Consider the following 20438-nt stretch of genomic DNA (forward strand, 5'->3'; position numbering starts at 1 on the left):
GAAAACAACGGTGTAACCGGAGTTTAAGGAGAGATGGCAGAGTGGTCGATTGCGATAGTCTTGAAAACTATTGACTGTAACAGGTCCGGGGGTTCGAATCCCTCTCTCTCCGCCAGTTGGGAAACCAAAATAAGCTAAAACGCTGTAAACATTGATGTTTACAGCGTTTTTTGTTTTGCGCTAGTATCAAAGAAAATCAAAAAAGGCCATATTAAAAGTGACCTATTTAGTGACCTATCGTGAAAATATCAAAATAGGTCACTGAAATTTCTGGAAAACCCGACCAATAGGCAGTCTAACGGTTGAACATCTTGCAAAAAGTGGTAACAAAAAGTAAATTATTAAACAATTAAAGTTATCCCACAATGAACAAAACATTCAACCTACTATTCTTTATAAAAAAGAATAAAATCAGAACAAATGGAACTGCTCCTATTTACTTACGCATCACTGTAGATGGCAAGGCTGCAGAGATTGCAGCTAAAAGGTATATCGACCCAAAGAAATGGAATAATAAATCACAGAAAGCCGTAGGTAATAGTCAAGAAGCCAAAACACTGAACTCTTACCTTAAAACTTTGGAACAGCAAGTTTACGATTTCCACTACCTGATGCTGAAAGAAGAAGATTTTGTAACAGCAGAAAGTTTAAAATCTAAACTGCTTGGGACTGATGTTACCACAAGAATGCTCATTCCTATTTTTCAGGATCACAATGATAAAGTAGAAGCATTAATAGGTCAGGATTTTGCGCCCGGTACATTGGAACGGTACAAAACCTCTTTAAAACACACACAAGAATTTCTAAATTGGAAATATAAAATTTCTGACATTGATATTACAAAGATAGATCACGCTTTCATTATGGATTATGATTTCTGGCTTCGCAGTGTCCGAAAATGCGCGAACAACACTGCTGTAAAATACATCAAGAACTTCAAAAAAATTATGCGCCTATGCATGGCGAACGGTTGGCTATCCAAAGATCCTTTTCTAGGCTACAAAGCAAAAATTAAAGAAGTGGAACGCCCCTATCTTACAAAGGAGGAAATTCAGGCAATTTATAACAAGGAATTTGCTTCGGACAGATTGAGTCAAGTTCGTGATATTTTCCTTTTCAGTTGTTATACTGGCTTTGCTTATGTTGATGTGAAAAAATTATCTAAATCTCACATTAATATTGGAATAGATGGGGACAAGTGGATATTTACAAATCGTCAGAAAACTGGTACGGCAACCAGAGTTCCACTACTGCCATTAGCTCAAGAGATTATTCTGAAATATAAAGACCATCCAGAATGTGTTAATTTAAATGTTCTGTTTCCTGTTCTAAGTAATCAGAAAATGAATTCTTATCTCAAAGAAATTGCTAATGTTTGTGGGATTAACAAAGAATTGACATTTCATATCGCAAGACACACATTTGCCACTACAGTTACATTATCCAATGGCGTTCCGATTGAAAGTGTAAGCAAAATGCTTGGTCACAAGAATCTAAAAACGACTCAACATTATGCGAAAATTCTTGATAAGAAAGTGAGTGATGATATGGCGGTTTTGAGGCAAATACTTAAAAGTAAAGAATCGGAAAATTCTAATAAATAATCATTTAATATGTTGAAAAATATTTCTTTTGAATTTATGTGAAACTTTTTTATTGGAAACCCCTCTGTTTTTTTTTATAAAAAGAACAAAAAAAAGTCTTAATCTATTTTTGTATTAATCCTACAGGAATAGTTATCAAAATTCTTCGTTTAAGACCTAAGATTCAACCAATGTGACTAATCAACATTGACTTTAAGGGTTCGTTTCGTATTTTTGTTACGAATACTGAGAAAGTAATGGCTACTAATAAAAATGCACAAATAAGATATAAGGCTCTTGATAAATGTTTCTCTAATTTCTATAAAGCTTTTTATATTGATGATTTAATTAAGTACAGTTCGGATGTACTTACCGAATATTATGTAAAAGAAACAACAGTTTCTCGCAGACAGATTTTTGATGATATAGAATTTATGCGAAGTGAGGCAGGGTTTGATGCACCTATTGAAAGTTATAAAGATGGTAAAAAAGTTTTCTACAGGTATTCAGATTCTGAATTTTCAATTTTAAAAAGTCCATTAAACCCATCAGAATTAGATTCACTCAATGAGGCAATGGAAACGTTGTCAAGAATAAATAATTTACCAGGATTCGATTGGGTTAATACAATGCAGGCAAAATTAAATTCTGGAATAAACCAATCTCAAAATCAAAGGCAGATTATAAGTTTTGAAGATAATGAATTTTTAAAAGGTATAGAACTACTTAATCCATTATATCATCATATTGCTAATACTCAGACTTTGGATATAAAATATTGTGGATTTAAATCATCAAAAGAAAACGTATTTAATATATCGCCATACTATCTCAAACAATATAATAACCGATGGTTTTTGTTTGGATATAATCATCAAATAAATAAAATTCAAAATCTCGCTTTAGACCGTATAGTGGATATTCAACTATCAAAAACATCATTCAAAATTTGTGAAATCGATTTTAGAGAGTATTTTGAAGATGTCATTGGAGTAAGTAACGATGAATCCAAGCAAACTGTCGATGTGAAAATTGAACTTTCAGAAAATATTATTCCATACATCAGTTCAAAACCTATTCATGGATCGCAGAAAATCAAAGAGAATATACTTCATCTTCAAGTAAAACTTAATTACGAACTCGAAGCTCTAATTCTTTCCTATGGAGAAAAAATGTGTGTTTTGGAACCGAAAGAATTAGCTTCGATTGTAAAGGAAAGAATAAATAGAATTAAATTTGTTGACTAGTGCAGATGTGATGCATACTACCAGTATATATTTGTATCAGAAATTTACAAAAAATGAAAGATTATAATAGTAATAATGAAGAAATCAATGATTTTACAGAAAGGATTTGGAAAATATTTGATATTTTAAAAAATACTGTCCCTGCTGAAGATTATCATGTGATTCTTTTTTTACTTTCACTTTATAAAGATGGCAGATTGAGAAGTGGGTTAAACCACTCCACTTACATTAGTCAGTCTGTTGCGGATTCTATACGCTTCGATGATAAGTATAGTGATTTAGCAGAAGTCTATAGTCCGATTATTAAATATCTGTCAAATGATAGGTTATATGAAATCTTAAGATATTTTGAAAATATTGATTTATTTGAGTTACAGCAAAATTTTGCTTCAATATTCGATTCAATACTATACAAACTTGTACAAAATCAAAGTCGAACTTTTGGAGAGTTTATTCATCCAAAAGAAATAATAAGATTTATAATGAATTTGGCTGAGTTACCTGAGAATGCAACGGTTTATAATCCATTCGCAGGCTTAGCCTCTTTCGCAACTTTTCTTGATTCTGATCAACGATACTTTGGACAAGAGTTAAATCGTAAAACTTGGGCTTTAGGTAAATTAAGGTTAATGGCATATGAATTAAAAAATGCTGTATACGAGATAGATGATTCCATTTCTGATTGGAATAATTTTAGCGAATTCGATTTAATAGTAACTAATCCTCCATTTGGGATGAAACTATCAAATTATCTATATAAGTTTGAAAATTCTTCTTTGGAATCATTTATAATTGGTAATAGTCTCAGTCAATTACGATTACATGCAAAATTAATCTGTTTATTTTCAGTGTCATTTTTATTCTCTGAAAATCGAAAAAATAAAAAATTACGCAAAGCATTAATAGATAACAATTTTATTGATACAATCGTGTTATTACCTACTTCAATTTTACAACATTCCTCAATACAACTTTGTATAATTGTTTTCAAAAAATCAAATAACAATGAAATTAGATTTGTCGATGCATCACAATATGTTTATGATACTGAAAGTAAAAGAAATAAAACATTTGATGATATAAAACTTTATGAAGACATTAAAAAACAGGAAAAAAATAAATTCATAAAACATATTGATTTACAGGAGATAAAAGGACAGGATTATAATCTTGCCGTGACAAGATATTTTATCTCAAATGATATTGATGGAGTAAGATTTAAAGAGATAGGACATTTTATCCTTGGTTCGAGAGGAGTCAAGGATTTAGTAGGAAAATATGTGAAAATAAGAGATCTTAAAAATGATATTGTAAATAATCGATTAGATTTCAATTCAGTTGAAACGAGAGAAATTCCCGTAAAAGGATTCAAAAAAATAGAGCAAGACTGTCTTTTAGTTGCATTGAGATGGAAAACTTTAAAACCAACTTTTTTCGAATATAAAGGAAATCCGATCTATATTTCTACCGATGTAGCAGCAATAAGAATAGACAAAAAGAAAGTTAACATAAATTATTTAATTGCAGAATTACATTCAGACTATGTAATTGATCAATTAAATGCTTATAGAACTTCTAGTATTATCACAAATCTTAAAAAAGACGATTTATTTAGCATTAAAATTAAGCTACCTTCTATCCAAGAACAAAGTAAGTCTTATTATATTAAGGCTGAAAAATCTCTATCAACAAAATCTGAACAATTTACTTCAGATTTCAATAAGGAAGTTTTAGATGTGAATGATGAGAATAGTTTTTTAAGACATCAGATTGCAGGTTCGCTTAAAAATGTAAGAGGGGCATTTAAATTTATTCAGCGAATATTAAAAGATAAAGTTAATTCTGAACTTCCAGGCCTGTATGATTTAAAAGCTAGTGACGAACTAGAAACGACACTTGCAAATTACCTACAAATAGTTGACAGAGATTTAAATTCCATCAATAAATCTGTTAATAGATTCGGAGACAAAATTGAGCTTATGGATTTAAATTTTGAATCTTTTGATTTACTAAAATTTATCGAAGAGTATGTCGAAAGTCTAAAAATAAGATCGAAGAATTTTTATAATGTTGTTTTAGATTTAGGTGAAGATGCAATAAAAGAAGATGGTTTTATTGGAGTGCATATTGATGGTGATAAAGATTTTTTAAGAAAAGCATTTGATAATATCATAGAAAATGCCGAAAAGCATGCATTTGATGATGGTGTTAACAATAGAAATCAGAACAAAATAAAGATCGAATTATTATTTGATTTTTCTGATTATTCTGTACAAATTGATTTCAGTAATACAGGAAAGGCATTACCTGTAGAAATCACATTGGACTCCATGGTTCGTAGAGGTAGTTCTTCAGGAAACAATCCTGGAGATGGAATAGGTTTATGGTTTGTAAATGATGTTATGAAACTACATAAAGGAAGTTTTACTTTTACTGACGAAACTGGTCCTGATGGCATCGAAGACGAATATGTAACAACAATGGAATTGACGTTTCCAATAATACCCGCACTATGAAAAAATACAAAGTACTATGGTTTGAAGACGAACATGAAAATTTTCAATCTATAAAAGATGAGGCATTACTAGAAAATGTGCAACTTATTGGGTACTCTAATTCTGAAGAAGGTATTCCGGAATTAAGAACTAATTACAAAGAATATGATGCAGTTCTGTTGGACGGTTTATTTTTTAAAGAACATGGTCAAAAGGGAACTGATATCGATCAGACCGCTTTCGGAGAAGTGGCAAAAGTATTAAATGAACTAAAAGCTAAAGGTATTCTTATGCCTTGGTTTATTTTTTCAGGGCAACCTTCTTTTGTGAAAGTTAAGAATGATATGTTAGAAGTACTCAAAGATAAAACTTTTGCAAACGGAAAGGTCTTTGACAAAAGTAAAGATGAGGATTTTGAAGAATTACTAAATGAAATAAAAATAGCATCTGATCTTAATCCGATACGCAAAATAAAAGTAGAAAATCCTGAAGCATTCTTGCCGTTTGACTTAGGAATAATCGATAAAACTTATGAAAGTCTTTTAATTGATATCATTACAGCATATCAAAATCAAGATTATAGAAAAATGAACCTTAATGTTCAACGCGATTTATTGGAAGCAATTTTTAAAGCATTAAATAGCCCTATACCTTGTTTACACGATAGTTTTTTCGATAGTACAAAAAAGAATAAACCTAATCTGGAAGGTTGTACTCGTTTTATGGAAGACAGAGAAACTAATGGGCACAAATTAAATAAAGCAGTTCCTAAAGGTATTAAATCTGCTTTTAGAAAATTAAAAGAATCTACAAGTGAGTATTCTCATTTATCAGAAGAAGCAATATTAAAACTTCCTTTTCTAGCCAATACATTTCTTTTAATGGAAATCTTAGAATGGCTTCCAGATTTTGTAGAAAAAAATTACAAGAATTACATTTAAAACAATGATAACCGGAGAATTAAAATCCCAAATAGACCAAATATGGAACACCTTCTGGACAGGAGGTGAGCCCAACACAATAACCATTGTAGAGCAGCTTACATATCTCATTTTCATTAAAGATCTTGACGAAAGAGAAATCAGAAATGAACTCAAGGCAAAACGCGGCTTTTCTTATACACCGATTTTTAAAGAAAACCAACAGAATTTCCGTTGGAAAAACCTTAAGGAAATGGATGTAAATGCACGACATCAAATCTTTTCTAATACTGTTGATGGTATTTTTCCATTTATTCGCTCACTTGGCAAAGAAACCAGTATGTTCGCTATTCATATGAAAGGAGCTTCATTTGGAAATTATAAACCTTCTGTACTTGATCAGGTGATTGAAAAGCTGGATAATATTGACATGACACATCAAGATACTAAGGGAGATATATATGAGTATATGCTATCTAAGCTTGAAGGTGGTGGTACTGCAGGTCAATTCCGTACTCCTAGACATATTATAAAAATGATGGTAGAGCTTATGCAGCCTACTTTGGAAGATACCATTTCCGATCCTTCTGTAGGGACTGCTGGTTTTTTAGTCGGTGCAAAAGAATATATTGATAAGCACAATGATATCACTTTGTTGGACAAATATGCTGACCACATCAACCGAAAAATGTTTAATGGGACAGAATTTTCATCTACAATGTTGCGTATCGCCTCTATGAACCTCTATCTTCACGGTGTTGAAGAACCCAACATCATCGATGTGGATGCCGTTTCCAAAGACAACACAGTTACCAATGAACATACCTTGATTTTAGCCAATCCGCCTTTTAAGGGAACGATTGATAAAGAAAGCATTTCTCCCGGACTGAAAAATGTAACCGATACTTCCAAAACCGAATTGCTGTTTTTAGCATTGATGCTTCGCCAGCTGAAAACCGGTGGGCGTGCTGCTGTAATTGTGCCTGATGGCGTTTTGTTCGGAAGCGGAAAAGCCTACAAAAGCATCCGTGAAGAGATTATTGCCAACAACAAACTGGAAGCCGTGATTTCTATGCCGAGTGGCGTTTTTAAACCTTATGCCGGAGTGAGTACGGCGATTATTATCTTTACAAAAACTGGAAACGGTGGTACCGACAATGTGTGGTTCTACGATATGCAGGCTGATGGGAAATCTCTGGACGACAAACGCGCTCTGCTGGTAGATGAAGACCTCTTTACCTCCTTTTCTTTTGGCAACGCTTTGGAAACCATGGATTTGGAAGCCAAACAGAAACTGCACAGTAAGTTTAATCTGCCACAGATTATCGATCATTACCGCTATTACAAAAGTGACTTTTACAAAAAAATGCACAGCGAAAACGGTGCTGTCCTTCAGGTAAAAGATCTGCCGGAAAATTTAGGTTTTAATGAATTTATGCCCGAAACCATTACTCACGATTACAGCAACAGAACTTCGCAGTCTTTCCTCGTACCTTTTAAAGAAATTGCCAACAACGATTGGGATTTATCTATCAACAGATACAAAGAAATTGTGTATGAAGAAGTGCAGTATGATGCGCCGAATGTAATTTTGGAGAGGATTAATTCTTTAGGAAATGAAAGAAACTCTTTGGTTGAAAAATTAAGAATAAATCTAAACTAAATGATAGCTTTAAAAGAATTAATTGAAAAGCCGATAAGTGGCGATTGGGGAATTGAAGGAGAAAATGTTAATGTATTAAGAACAACCAATTTTCAGAATAATGGTTTAATCAATTTTGAGAATGTGGTTAAGAGGAATGTGCCAGAAAAAGTAATTAAACAAAAAAAATTACTAAGAGGTGATATCATAATTGAAAAATCTGGAGGAAGTCCTACACAACCAGTCGGAAGAGTGGTTTTTTTTGATACTACTGGCGAATATATTTGTAATAATTTCACTTCGATTCTTCGTCCAAAAAAGGATTTAATCGATTCTAAATATCTACATTATATACTTTTTGCAAATCACAAAATTGGTATCACAGAAAAGTTTCAAAATAAAACAACTGGCATTATAAATCTTCAATTATCTCGATTTATTGAAAACATCCAAATCCCACTTCCCCCCCTCGAAATCCAAAAACACATCGCCCAGATTTTAAACGATGCCGCTGCGTTGCGAGACAAAACCGCTCAACTCATCAAAGAATGCGACGCCCTCGCACAATCTATCTTTTTGGATATGTTTGGTGATCCTGCATTCAATTATAATAATTTTCCTGAACAAGAACTTGTTTCTTTAGTAAGGAGTAGCAATGATATTAAATGTGGCCCATTTGGGACTCAACTTAGCAAAAGTGAGTATGTTGAAAGTGGGGTTCCTATTTGGGGAATTCCACAAATTAATAGCTCTTTTGTTAAAAAACCTACAGAATATATAACATCTGAAAAGTCGAAAACATTGGAACAGTATTCAGTATTTCCAAATGATATTCTAATGTCAAGAAAAGGAAATGTAGGTACTTGTTCTATCTATCCTAAAAATTGGGAATTGGGTATTCTTCATTCTGATGCTCTTCGAATTAGATGTGACGAGAATAAAGTTAATCCAGTATTTCTAATTTGGCAATTTAGGATTAGTAGAAGCTTAATTGTTCAAATTAATAATGTGAGTAGTGGAGCAATAATGGCGGGAATAAACGTTTCAAAATTGAAAAACATACGACCTATTGTTCCCCCAATCACTCTCCAAAACCAATTTGCCGAAAAAATTGCCTTAATTGAGCAGCAAAAAGAGTTGGCAAAACAGGAACTCAAGGAAAGTGAAGATTTGTTTAACTGCCTTTTGCAGAAGGCTTTTAAAGGAGAATTGACATAAAGAAAACTAAAAACAAACCATGAAAGACCGATTTACATTAAAAGAGATAGCCAATTGGCAATTGTATCCAGCTGATTCATTTGTTGAATTACCTTCCATTCAGCGAGGTTTTGTTTGGAAGCCCAAACAAGTAGAAGATCTTTGGGATTCTATTCTAAGGGGCTTTCCGATAGGATCTCTTTTATTTTCCAAAACGGGAGATAAACTACATCTTATGGATGGTCAGCAAAGAGCAACCTCTATTTTTTTAGGACATTTCAATCCATATAAGTTAGAAAGTCCTGTAAAAGCATGGACTATCAACGGAGCATTACCTGTAGTTTGGATTGATATACATCCAGAAAACTGGCCAGATAGAAGTAAATATTTAGTACGCCTTACAACAAGATCACATCCTTGGGGATATCAAGCTCGGGAAAATAATAAGACATTAAGAGTTTCAGAGAAGAAAAAAGCAAGAGATCTATTTGAAATACATCCTGATAACAAAAATATTGGCTATACTTCTTTCAAGAATACCACTACATTTCCTTACGATGCCTGGTTTCCATTGCCTTTGTGCTTTTTCATAGAATCAAATACTCCAAAAGAAATTATAGAAAAAGCAAGACGATTTTTACCCGAATACTTTTGCACTTCCAAAGGAGGCTTTAGTAATAAAGAGGAATTTATTAATAAGTTGGAGAATGAACTTAATAGTGCTTTAGTAGAATTATGGCAAACTGTAATGAGTGCAAAAGATCTATGCGTACTATACAACATTATTGAAGACAGGGTACTAAATGAAGAGAATGAAGGCGAGAATCCAACACTTTTTGTAAGGATTAATTCTTCTGGTACTACTTTAACAGGAGATGATCTTAATTATTCCATATATAAATCATTATTTCCGGAAGGAAAACAGTTAATCGAAAGTGCCGGATTGGATTTTGTAGAACCAACTCAGGTATTATCATTAGCTACCAGAATTGTTGCTTCGGATTTGGAGAATCATTCATACATCAGAAAATTGACAGTAAGAGATTTTCAAAGACGTATAAAAAATGAAGATTTCAAGAACGGATTAGCAAATCTTATTGAAAGTAAGGAATTAAAAGAACGTTTTGCGCAGGCTATAGAGATTTTGTCTTGCAAGAATAATTCTTTATTTGAGGGTGAAGTACCACCAGTGATCATTAAGCAACTGATAAGAAAAAATCAAGATGTTTTTTTATTCCTAGTGTATTGGCTACATTGTTTTCAATATCCAATTTCTGACGAAATCCAATTAAAAATAGTAGCAAAAACTTACACTTTTGCATGGTTTAATTTTGGCAATTTCCCAGATTTTTGGAATGAAAAAATAAGCAATCCAAATTTTTGGTCAGAACCATTAAATGAACTTTTGTGGTGGAACAATCAGGATGGTGTAGATTTTTTAACAGAACCTAAATTACTTCGCAAATATTATGCACAATCGAAGGTATTTGAAATGTTTAGAGATGAAAGTCCACAGAGATGGAAACTACTACTCAATGGAATAGGCGAAGAAGTTGTAAAGTTTTATGAAAATGTAAAAAAGGAAAGTTATACTGTCGATAAGATAGATGATTTTTTTTCAGAATTTGTCGGGAAAATACGCCACAACAAATCTTTGATTTTGCTAGCACAAAGAAATTATATTAATTCAAAATTTGGAGATTACAATCAAATGGAAGATATTGAAGATACCAATGTACCATGGGACTGGGATCACATCTATCCAAGCGAGTGGGTTTACCGCAAGCAATATTGTAATCAAGGAATTAAGGATTGGAATAATACCAATGGTAATTTTCGTGCTTTAGCACTTGAGCAAAACAGAAGCGAAAGAAATATTGAATCGCCAAAAAGCAGATTAGACACAGAAGAAAAAAGAGAATTATCTTTTGTAAAAGACGAATGGAGCTATTGGCAAAATATTGAAGATCGACTTTGGGATGATAATATAGAAAATCACTTTCAAGGTATTACGAGTCGTATGATAAATATTTACGAGAAATTTTGGAATGATTTTAAAATTGATGAATTAATAATTTTACGGAATGTTGAAAAAAATGATTGATATTAATTTGAAATTCAGAGCTGTAGGTCAGGGAGCCTTTTATACTGGAATTTTTAGACATCAAAATGGAAATCAATTTTCATTCGTTTATGACTGTGGTTCTTATTCATCTCGAAGATATATAGATCATGAGATTTCAAATTTTGTTAGCGAAAGCGATGGAAAAAAAATTGATGTTCTTTTCATTTCTCATTTTCACGCTGATCACGTCAATAAGATTGGCGAATTATTAAGAAGTGCAGGCGGGGCTGAATTTGCTATCTTACCATATCTAACTCCTGAAGAATTATTACTAGCTTACATTGATGTTCGTAAATCTGGTAGTGATCCTGATACATTATCGTTTATCCAAAATCCTACAGGTTTTTTATTGGAAAGAAACGTTAATGAAATCATTTACATCCATCCAAGCGATGAAAATGGGTCAAATGAGAATAACAACCCAAATATAAATGATCCTGATCCAGAAAGGCTCTTGTCTGAGAATTTTAACTTTAAAATTTCCAATAAATTACAGCCAAATACAAAAATGGATGAAGGAAACCCAAAGGTATCTCATTACTATGACCTGGGGATATTTTCAATTGTAGATTTTTGGGAATTTAAATTTTTCAATAAACGTAGGGATGTTGCAACTTTAAATAATTTTATTTCTGATACAAGGTCACATTTAGGAATTCATGATTTTAATTTTAATGAAATTGCAGATTTCATTACTACAAATCCAGCAACTTTTGATTCTAATTTCAATACAATTTATTCTAAAAATTTTGGTTATGGACAATTAATAAACGATACAAGCTTAGTTGTTTATCACGGTTCGTTGGTTAACTTTGATCATTATGTTTCTTGGATACATGAATGGTGGCCTTATAGGATTATTGGTGAAAATGGAACTTTATTAACAGGAGACATAAAATTTGATCAAGATTGTTTAGATCAAATTACCAATAAGTGGATAAATGTAAAATACTTCGAAAATATTTCTATATTCCAAGTTCCCCATCATGGTGCAAATCATTACATTGAATCTCCTATTGTAAATCATTATAAAAATGTAGATTTTTGGGTAATTAATTACGGATTAGGTAATACACACAAACATCCTAGACAAGAAATAGTAGATATAATTGAACTTCATAAAGTCAAAGGGGAAATACTGGGGAATACTCAAGTAAATGCTTTTAGTTATGGCTATTTTTATACAGGTAAATTATGAATTATAAAAATGAACTGTATCCCAACGATTTATCGTTTGTACTCAAAAGTGCAGAAGATTTGGCTGTCAGAATAGTTGAAAAGTTAAATGATGACTCTTGTAAAAAAGTAAAAGAATTATATAATGAAATAGATGGTCGGATAAAAAGAAATAAAGAAATCTTTAATGAATTAGGTTATGTTCCTAATACTTTTTTAAAAACAAATTCCCTAAGCATGAAAAATAACGAGTTTAAGGGACTTTACATTTTTGGGGAAGAGATAGACGATAAGATAATTCCTGTTTATGTTGGGATTAGCCGATCTGTATTTAGAAGGCTAAAGCAACATGCTTGGGGTAAAAAACATAATGAATGTACTTTAGCATATCTTAAAACAAAATATCAATTTGAATCTGAGGGTAAACAATTTTACAGAATAATCAGTACTGAAGAAGATATGTTACCTGCTAAATTACTAATTCGTAATTTTAAAGTAGTTTTAGTGAATATAGAAAATGATTATGAATTATATTTCTTGGAAGTTGCCTTAGCAGGAATTTTTAAAACAAAATGGAATAGCTTTAAAACACATTAAAAACAAAAACTATGAACACCAATTTCCACTTTCTCTCCACAGAATGGCCAGAATTTTTTGATCTTTGTATAAAGGCCGAAAAATTTACAATTACAGATCCGCGTACATCTTTGACGATTGCAAGATCGGCGCTGGAATTGGCAGTGAACTGGATGTTCAGCAATGATGAAGAATTAGATTTACCTTTCGATACTTCGCTCAACTCTTTGATAAAACAAAAAAGTTTTCAGGATCAGTTTCAGAATAAATTTTATACCGAAATCGATCTGATTCGCAAAGTAGGAAATCTAGCAATTCACAACAAAAAAGTTTCTGATTATGACTCTAGATCAGTCATTGTTCATCTTTTTTATTTTTCCAAATGGTTTGCTAAATCTTATTCAAAACAGGATTTGGGAGATTTGGGATTTTTCGATTGGGATTTTGTGCCAGCAGAAGGAGCTGAAGCTTTATCTAAAAAAGAACTGGAAAACCTCCAGAAAAAGTTTGAAGGCGATCTTGATAAGTTTAAAAATAAACTCGAAGAAGTCTCTGATAAAAATGCCGAATTAGCGCAGAAAAACGAATTTTTTAAAAGACAGATTCAGGAACTTCAAACGCAGATTGAAGCCAATAAACAATTGGCTAATCACTCTGATGAAATTGTCCATCCTAGAAATGAGTATGAAACCCGAAAATATTTTATTGATGTTTCGCTTCGTGAAGCTGGCTGGGATTTAGAAGGAAGTAAAGACAAGGAATTTAAAGTGCAGTACATGCCTTCTTCAACTAATATTTCAGAAACTGGCTTTATTGATTATGTACTTTGGGATGACGACGGTTTACCATTGGCAGTAGTAGAGGCAAAAAAAACCATGGAAAATGCTTCTAAAGGTGAAAATCAAGCACAACTTTACGCAGAATCTTTAGAAAAAATGTTTGGTCGCCGTCCCGTAATGTACTATACCAACGGTTTTGAAACCTATTTGTGGGATGACCAGTTTTATAAAAAATCAAGATTAGTGCACGGTTACTATACCAAGAAAGAATTACAAACAATAATGTTTCGTAGAGCTAATCGTCATGATATAAGAACGACAACAATTGATACTACGATTACCGACAGGGCTTATCAGTTGAGAGCCATTCGTTCGGTTGCAGAACATTTTGCAGGCAATGAGAAAAGTTCCGGAAAACTCATTGGAACGCATCGTGCCGCACTTTTGGTTTTAGCAACAGGAACAGGCAAGACTAGAATAAGTATTGCTCTTTCTAAATTATTACTAGAAGCTAACTGGGCAAAAAGAATTCTTTTTCTTGCCGACCGCAGAAGTTTGGTTAGACAAGCAAAAAATAATTTCGTAAAACTCATGCCAGAACATACTTGTGTGAATTTACTCGAAGAAAAAGATAATCCTGACGCCAGAATTGCGTTTTCTACTTACCCAACAATGATGGGATTAATTGATGGGTCTAAAGACAATGAAAAACGTTTTTATGGGGTTGGTCATTTTGATTTAGTAATAATTGACGAAGCCCACCGCTCAATTTATAAAAAATATGCTGCTATTTTTGATTATTTTGATGCTTTGTTTTTAGGCTTAACAGCAACACCGATTGAAAATATCGACAAAAGCACCTATTCTATGTTTGGATTGGCAGATAAATCGCCGACTGATGCTTACACATTTGAAGAAGCTGTATCTAACAAACATTTGGTACCATATCATTCCATTGAAGTTCCTACAAAATTCTTGCGTGGCGGCATACATTATGATGAACTTTCCGAAGAGGAAAAAGAAGAATTTGAAGAAGAAATTTTAGAAGGAGAAAAAGCATCTGGACAGGAAACAATTGATGCAAATGAACTTAATGAATGGCTCTTCAATAAAGATACTGCACTCAAAACACTTAAATATCTAGTTGATAAAGGAATCAAAAAAAGAGATGGAAGCGAATTAGGAAAAACTATCATTTTTGCAAGAAATAAAAAACACGCAAGTTTCCTGAGAGACATGTTCCTACAACTAGATCCCGAACTATATGGAAATGAATATGTAAAAGTTATTACCCATGGTGAACCAAAAGCGGAGGAATTTATCGACCGTTTTTGCGATGAAGAAAAAGAAAGACTTCCACAAATTGTAATTTCTGTGGATATGATGGATACTGGAATCGATGCGCCTAGTTGCGTGAATCTTATGTTTTACAAGCCAGTAAAGTCATATGCAAAATTCTGGCAAATGATTGGTCGTGGTTCACGTTTGAGAAAAAACCTTTTCGGCGATGGTTTGGATAAAGAATACTTTTTGATTTTTGATCTTTACGAAAACTTTGATTTTTTTAAAGAAAACCCTAAAGGAATTGAATCTGGAACACAGAAAAGCTTGAATGAAATTGTTTTCGCTTTGAAATTACAAGTCGCATTATACCTGAAGGAAAAAATTTTTAAAAATGATATTGAACTTCAAAGTTACAGCGATAAATTACTCAGCGAATTACATCAATCCGTTGCTGAATTAAATAGAGATCGTTTTGATGTTAAAATGAAACTCGAAACCGTAATGAATTACAACAGCCGTGAAATCTGGAATAATCTAGATAAAGGAGATGTGAAAAAGATTCAGGATATATTAGCTCCTTTGATTAGGCCCGCTCAATTTGATACTGATCTAGCTCGTTTTTATGATAAAATGATCTATGCTTTAATGTTGAAACGAGTTGAGACACCGGATACAGAAGAATTTATTAGCAGATTGCGCATTCCCATAACTAAGGTTGCTACAATCTCAAAAAAACTGCTAAAAAAAACAAGCATCCCGGAAATTAAAAATAATGAGGATATCATAAAAATTACATTACAGGAAGATTTTTGGAAAAATGAGGGATTAAAACATTTGGAAAAAATACGTCAAAACATTAGAGAATTAGTAAAGTTTATTGATCCTGTAGACCAGAAGTATGTAACAACCAATTTTGAAGATGCTATTTTAGAACATGAAATTGTGGAAACTTCATTTTCTGACGCACGTGCTCACTATGAAACCACTTTTACTAACAACCTTCATCGTCTTGAGGAATTAGTAAGAGAAAATAAAAACAACGTCACTATCAAAAGAATCCAGAATGGGGATGTGATTACCGAAGATGAACTAAAATCGTTGGAAAAAATTCTTTTTTCAGATAAAGTAAAAAAAGAGCAAGTAGAAAATGAATTGGGAAGACAGTTAAATTTAGTAAATTTCATTGTAAATCTAATCGGTTTATCTGAAAAAAAGGTCAATAACGCTTTTTCGGAATTTATGAATCAATATCAACTTTCGGCGGTGCAAATACAGTTTCTCGATACACTCAAATTATTCCTTACCAAAAATGGAAAAATAGACCCGGAAAAACTTTACGAATCTCCATTTAAAAACTATCATAACCAAGGAATTGATGGGATTTTCAATAATGAACAAGCGGATAACATTTTTAGTATTATTGAGCATTTCAATCATAGTCAGGCAAATTAGAATTGGTGCGTTGGCTACGAGTTTTTAAATGTACAACACAAGATGAAATGGTAATAAAGTTTAAGACAGTTTTGTACTTAAAACAATCTTTCAATTTAAAGAGGTTTTTACAATAAGCATTAAGAAAGCATAATCATTTAGAAATTCTACATAAATCTATTTATAAATTAAAATTCTTTTAAAAATATTTTTCCTGTGCAGATACATTGCATAGTAAGCATCTAAATTTGTTTCAAAGTTCTGAGTGAACATTGTAAGCTAAATATGTAAAAGCTACGATAGGACTTCACATAAATGAATATTTAAACAAATTAAATCTTATATAAAATGTTAATTGATAGCAAGAAAAACCAATTTGAAGATTTGTTGAAGAAATTATCAACGAATTTAAGTATCACAAGATCACAACATGAAGCGGCAGTGCAGAGTTACAAAGCTGTAGGTAAGTATTTATCATCCGAATCCTCTCCCCTTTCAGAATATGAACCATATATCAAACCACAAGGTTCTTTTATTATTGGAACAACAATTCAATCAATTGAAGAGGATGGAGATATTGACCTAGATGTTGTATGTGAATTTAAAAGAAAAAAAATTACTTGGACACAATATCACTTAAAAAATGCAGTTGGAGACCATTTGAAAGCACATGGAACATACGAAAGGCTGCTGGACGAAGAAGGTAGAAGATGTTGGACTCTTAGTTATCGTGAAGAGGGGGTGACAAATCAAAGATATCATATGGATATTCTGCCAGCAATAGTTGCTAATGGATATTCACTTCTTTTGGAAAGCTCCTTCAAAAATCTGATGGATGAGGATTATGAAAAACTTCAGCTTAGTATTACTGATAAAGAAAAGAGTAACTATTATATGTCAACATTTCCTGAAGAATGGTTGCAAAGTAACCCATATGGTTACGCAAAATGGTTTATGAAAAGAGCTTTCCTAGTTGGTAATCAATTCAATAATTTATACTCCTTAAATGAATCGGTAAAACCGACTCCAGATTATCAAGAAGAAAGACTACCATTACAAAGGGTTGTACAGCTTCTCAAAAGACATAGGGATGTTTATTTTTCTAAAGAACAAAATGATGAAATTAGAAAACAAAAACCAATCTCTTGCATAATAACGACTTTAGCGGCAAGAGCTTACAGAGGTGAATCTAATTTGATTGATGCAATGTGGGGAGTTATTAATCGTATGAGAGACGAGATAGAATTTAGATATATACCTGAGTATGGAATGGAAATCGAGTGGATATCAAATCCTGTAAATGTTTTGGAAAATTTTGCAGATAGATGGAATGATCAAAACTCATATCGCAGAGATAATTTCTACCGTTGGTTAGATCAGTTGAGTATTGATCTTAATGACGCTGAAAATAAAACTGGCCTGCAAAATATTTCTGAATCATTATCTGCATCATTTGGTAGGAAACCAGTACAAGCTGCGTTTGGTCAAATAGCTGATCATATGAGAGATTTAACAAATTCTGGCAATAATAACATTGACCGTAACAACGGTCTTGTTGGACTAGCAACTGCCGGATTAACTTCTATTAACCCAATAAAAAAACATGACTTTTATGGCACAAATGAAGAAGAGTAAAATTTCTATATCTGATCAAATCAGACTTTTACAATATTATTTTCCAGATAGTCAAATTCAGCATAATAAAAATAAGGGATTTACTTGGCTCGGAAAACTAAAATCCTCTCCTTTGGGGGATACATACAACATTAAAATAGTTTTTGAAAAAAAAGTATCACCAGCAGTTTATGTAGTTGACCCAGCAGAATTAAAATTAGCTGAGGATAAAACAAAACTAGAGCATGTGTATAATCACAAAAAGCAAAAGTTATGTCTATTTTATCCTGATGGCTCTCAATGGAATGATTCAAAAATGGTTGCCAGCACAATCATTCCTTGGACAATTGAATGGTTATATCACTACGAAATTTGGTTGATTACAGGTAAATGGTTGGGTGGCGGAAAACACCCAAATTCATCTGATTATTTAAATAAAGTGAAATCTAACATTTAAAAAACATAAAATGAGTGTAAGTTACATACCAGAAAAAACAAAAATCCTTCTATGGGGTAAATCGGCAGGTCGTTGTCAATACAGGGGATGCAACACTTCGTTATATAGAGATGATTTGACTCAAGCGGAATTTAATCAGTGTTATATAGCGCATATTGTTGCAGATAGTCCAAATGGCCCTCGTGGACACGTAACTAGATCGAAAGAATTAAAACAAAGTTTAAGTAATTTAATGCTTCTATGTGATACCCACCATAGATTGATAGATAAGGTTGAAGTAGAAAATCATCCAGAAGATGTTCTATTACTAATGAAAAAAGAGCATGAGGACCGAATTGATCTGATAACAGGAATAAATCCTAATATGAAGAGTGAAATTATCATTTACAAAGCAAGTATTGGTAATAATCCTGTAATGATGACCTACGATTCTTTAAAAGAATTTTTAATCCCCGAAAAATATCCTGCACGAAACGGAGCAACTGATCTTAGTATTTCGAACTCCACTTCAGTGGATTCCAGAAAAACATTTTGGGAGCTTCAATTAGAAAATCTAGATGATCAATTTAAAGAACAGGTATTGCCTAAATTAAGAAAGTCAGAACTGTCACACATATCTTTATTTGCGATGGCTCCAATCCCATTATTAATAAAACTGGGTACATATCTAAATGATATTCAGCAATTAGATGTTCGTCAAAAAAGAAGAAATCCAGACACGTGGAAATTTAATGATGATATAGATACAGTTTACAACTTTACAACTGCGCAAGATATAAAAGCGCAAGTAGCTTTAAAGATAGAATTAAGTGATAATGTTGCGGATGAGAGAATAATAAGGGTATTAGGTGATAATATTTCAATATACAGTATAAGCATAAACCATCCAAGCAATGATTTTGTAAAATCAAGGAAACAAATTATTGATTTTGGAGAAAAAATTAAAGAAGCTTTTCGAGAAATTAAAAAGATACACGGACAAGATGTTTTATTAAATATATTTCCAGCAATGCCTATTTCATTAGCCATACAATTAGGAAGAGTTTGGATGCCTAAAGCGGATGTGTCCATGAAAATATTTGATCAGAATTATATTTTAGGAGGTTTTGTTGAGGCCTTTGAAATTAGAAACTTTTAATTTAGGTGAAAAAGTCCTTTTTCGATTAAAATGAGATAGCTTGATATTGTTAGTAAACAGCAAAATTAAATCGTGTAAAATAAGAGAAAATCCTGACGAGAGTTAGGATTTTCTCTTATTTTGATTTTTGAATTTTTCTTCCAAAAGTATTGTTTCGGTTATGATTGCATCAAGTTGGCTCTGATTTAATTTAGAAACAACAAGAATTATATCAATTTCTAAAAAATTACAAATATTGGTAATAATTTCAATAGTTGGATTGGTTTTTCCTCTTTCTATTCTGCCAATGTAATCTTTAGAAAGGTCTACTTCAGTTGCTAGTTGAAATTGTGATAATCCTTTTCTTAATCGGTATAATTTAAAAATAATTCCGATTTGACTTTTTATTTCTTCAGAGTCCCATTTATACATTTAGTAAATTTTGGGAATAATTACATTTTTCATAGAGACTTATAAGACGTTATGATTATTTTTTATTATATTTGCTAAATAAGTTACTGTAAAGTAACTTTGCGATACTTCGACGAAATATTAGAAGCTATTGCTTAGAATCTTGTAATAGAAAACTGGTAATTTTTAAGAGACAAGACAATAAGCAGGAAGCTCACGACCTAGGCGTGGGCTCTCTTATCTGTCTCAAGGTATACCAGTACCTCTATTACGGATAATGTAGAGCTCCACGTCGTTTTTATTTCCAATGCTGTCCGCTATTTCTACAATCTAAGCCGCTTTCAAAATACAGTATCATAAGACACGATACAGTGAGGTGTACAA

General features: G+C 32.3%; 14 protein-coding genes and 1 tRNA gene. 14 read left to right on the top strand and 1 reads right to left on the bottom strand.

Going from position 1 to position 20438, the window contains the following annotated elements; genetic code table 11:
• Positions 1 to 27: 27 nt before the first annotated feature.
• The 14 genes from CEY12_RS01170 (at position 28) to CEY12_RS01235 (ending at position 19664) form a co-directional block, all read left to right on the top strand.
• Positions 28 to 115 (top strand) — tRNA-Ser (locus tag CEY12_RS01170).
• A gap of 250 nt (positions 116 to 365) precedes the next feature.
• Positions 366 to 1604, top strand: a complete 1239-nt coding sequence (locus CEY12_RS01175) for a site-specific integrase (RefSeq protein WP_089025951.1) — start codon at positions 366 to 368, stop codon at positions 1602 to 1604.
• Positions 1605 to 1840: 236 nt separating this feature from the next.
• Positions 1841 to 2830, top strand: a complete 990-nt coding sequence (locus CEY12_RS01180; RefSeq protein WP_089025952.1) for a helix-turn-helix transcriptional regulator — start codon at positions 1841 to 1843, stop codon at positions 2828 to 2830.
• Between the two features lie 53 nt (positions 2831 to 2883).
• The gene (locus CEY12_RS01185) at positions 2884 to 5346 is read left to right on the top strand and encodes an N-6 DNA methylase (RefSeq protein WP_089025953.1); all 2463 of its coding nucleotides are present in this window, start codon (positions 2884 to 2886) and stop codon (positions 5344 to 5346) included.
• Entirely contained in the window at positions 5343 to 6266 is a 924-nt protein-coding gene (locus CEY12_RS01190) for a hypothetical protein (protein ID WP_089025954.1), read from the top strand. Before CEY12_RS01185 ends, CEY12_RS01190 begins: the two co-directional genes overlap by 4 nt.
• Positions 6267 to 6270: 4 nt before the next feature.
• Positions 6271 to 7908 carry a class I SAM-dependent DNA methyltransferase gene (locus CEY12_RS01195; protein ID WP_089025955.1) on the top strand — a complete coding sequence of 546 codons (1638 nt, stop codon included), beginning with the start codon at positions 6271 to 6273 and terminating at the stop codon, positions 7906 to 7908.
• On the top strand, positions 7909 to 9105 hold the full coding sequence (locus tag CEY12_RS01200) for a restriction endonuclease subunit S (RefSeq protein ID WP_089025956.1): 1197 nt from the start codon (positions 7909 to 7911) through the stop codon (positions 9103 to 9105).
• A 19-nt stretch (positions 9106 to 9124) separates the two neighbouring features.
• Positions 9125 to 11188: a DUF262 domain-containing protein gene (locus CEY12_RS01205; protein WP_089025957.1), complete on the top strand. Its 2064-nt coding sequence runs from the start codon at positions 9125 to 9127 to the stop codon at positions 11186 to 11188.
• A complete protein-coding gene (locus CEY12_RS01210) occupies positions 11181 to 12407 on the top strand; it encodes an MBL fold metallo-hydrolase (protein ID WP_157676726.1) in 1227 nt (408 codons plus the stop codon). Before CEY12_RS01205 ends, CEY12_RS01210 begins: the two co-directional genes overlap by 8 nt.
• Positions 12404 to 12982, top strand: coding sequence for a hypothetical protein (locus CEY12_RS01215; protein ID WP_089025959.1), 579 nt, complete (start codon positions 12404 to 12406; stop codon positions 12980 to 12982). The genes CEY12_RS01210 and CEY12_RS01215 overlap by 4 nt, the downstream gene beginning before the upstream one ends.
• 11 nt (positions 12983 to 12993) lie before the next feature.
• On the top strand, positions 12994 to 16476 hold the full coding sequence (locus CEY12_RS01220; protein ID WP_089025960.1) for a DEAD/DEAH box helicase family protein: 3483 nt from the start codon (positions 12994 to 12996) through the stop codon (positions 16474 to 16476).
• Positions 16477 to 16803: 327 nt separating this feature from the next.
• Positions 16804 to 18090, top strand: coding sequence for a nucleotidyltransferase (locus CEY12_RS01225; protein ID WP_066439288.1), 1287 nt, complete (start codon positions 16804 to 16806; stop codon positions 18088 to 18090).
• Complete coding sequence (locus tag CEY12_RS01230; RefSeq protein WP_228409763.1) at positions 18068 to 18526, top strand: hypothetical protein; 459 nt, start codon at positions 18068 to 18070, stop codon at positions 18524 to 18526. The genes CEY12_RS01225 and CEY12_RS01230 overlap by 23 nt, the downstream gene beginning before the upstream one ends.
• 10 nt (positions 18527 to 18536) lie before the next feature.
• The gene (locus CEY12_RS01235) at positions 18537 to 19664 is read left to right on the top strand and encodes an SAVED domain-containing protein (RefSeq protein ID WP_089025961.1); all 1128 of its coding nucleotides are present in this window, start codon (positions 18537 to 18539) and stop codon (positions 19662 to 19664) included.
• Positions 19665 to 19766: 102 nt separating this feature from the next.
• On the opposite strand, the gene CEY12_RS01240 is transcribed toward CEY12_RS01235, so the two are convergent.
• On the bottom strand, positions 19767 to 20075 hold the full coding sequence (locus tag CEY12_RS01240) for a helix-turn-helix domain-containing protein (RefSeq protein WP_066439292.1): 309 nt from the start codon (positions 20073 to 20075) through the stop codon (positions 19767 to 19769).
• Positions 20076 to 20438 lie beyond the last annotated feature (363 nt).

It is taken from the genome of Chryseobacterium sp. T16E-39 (assembly GCF_002216065.1).
Lineage (GTDB): Bacteria > Bacteroidota > Bacteroidia > Flavobacteriales > Weeksellaceae > Chryseobacterium.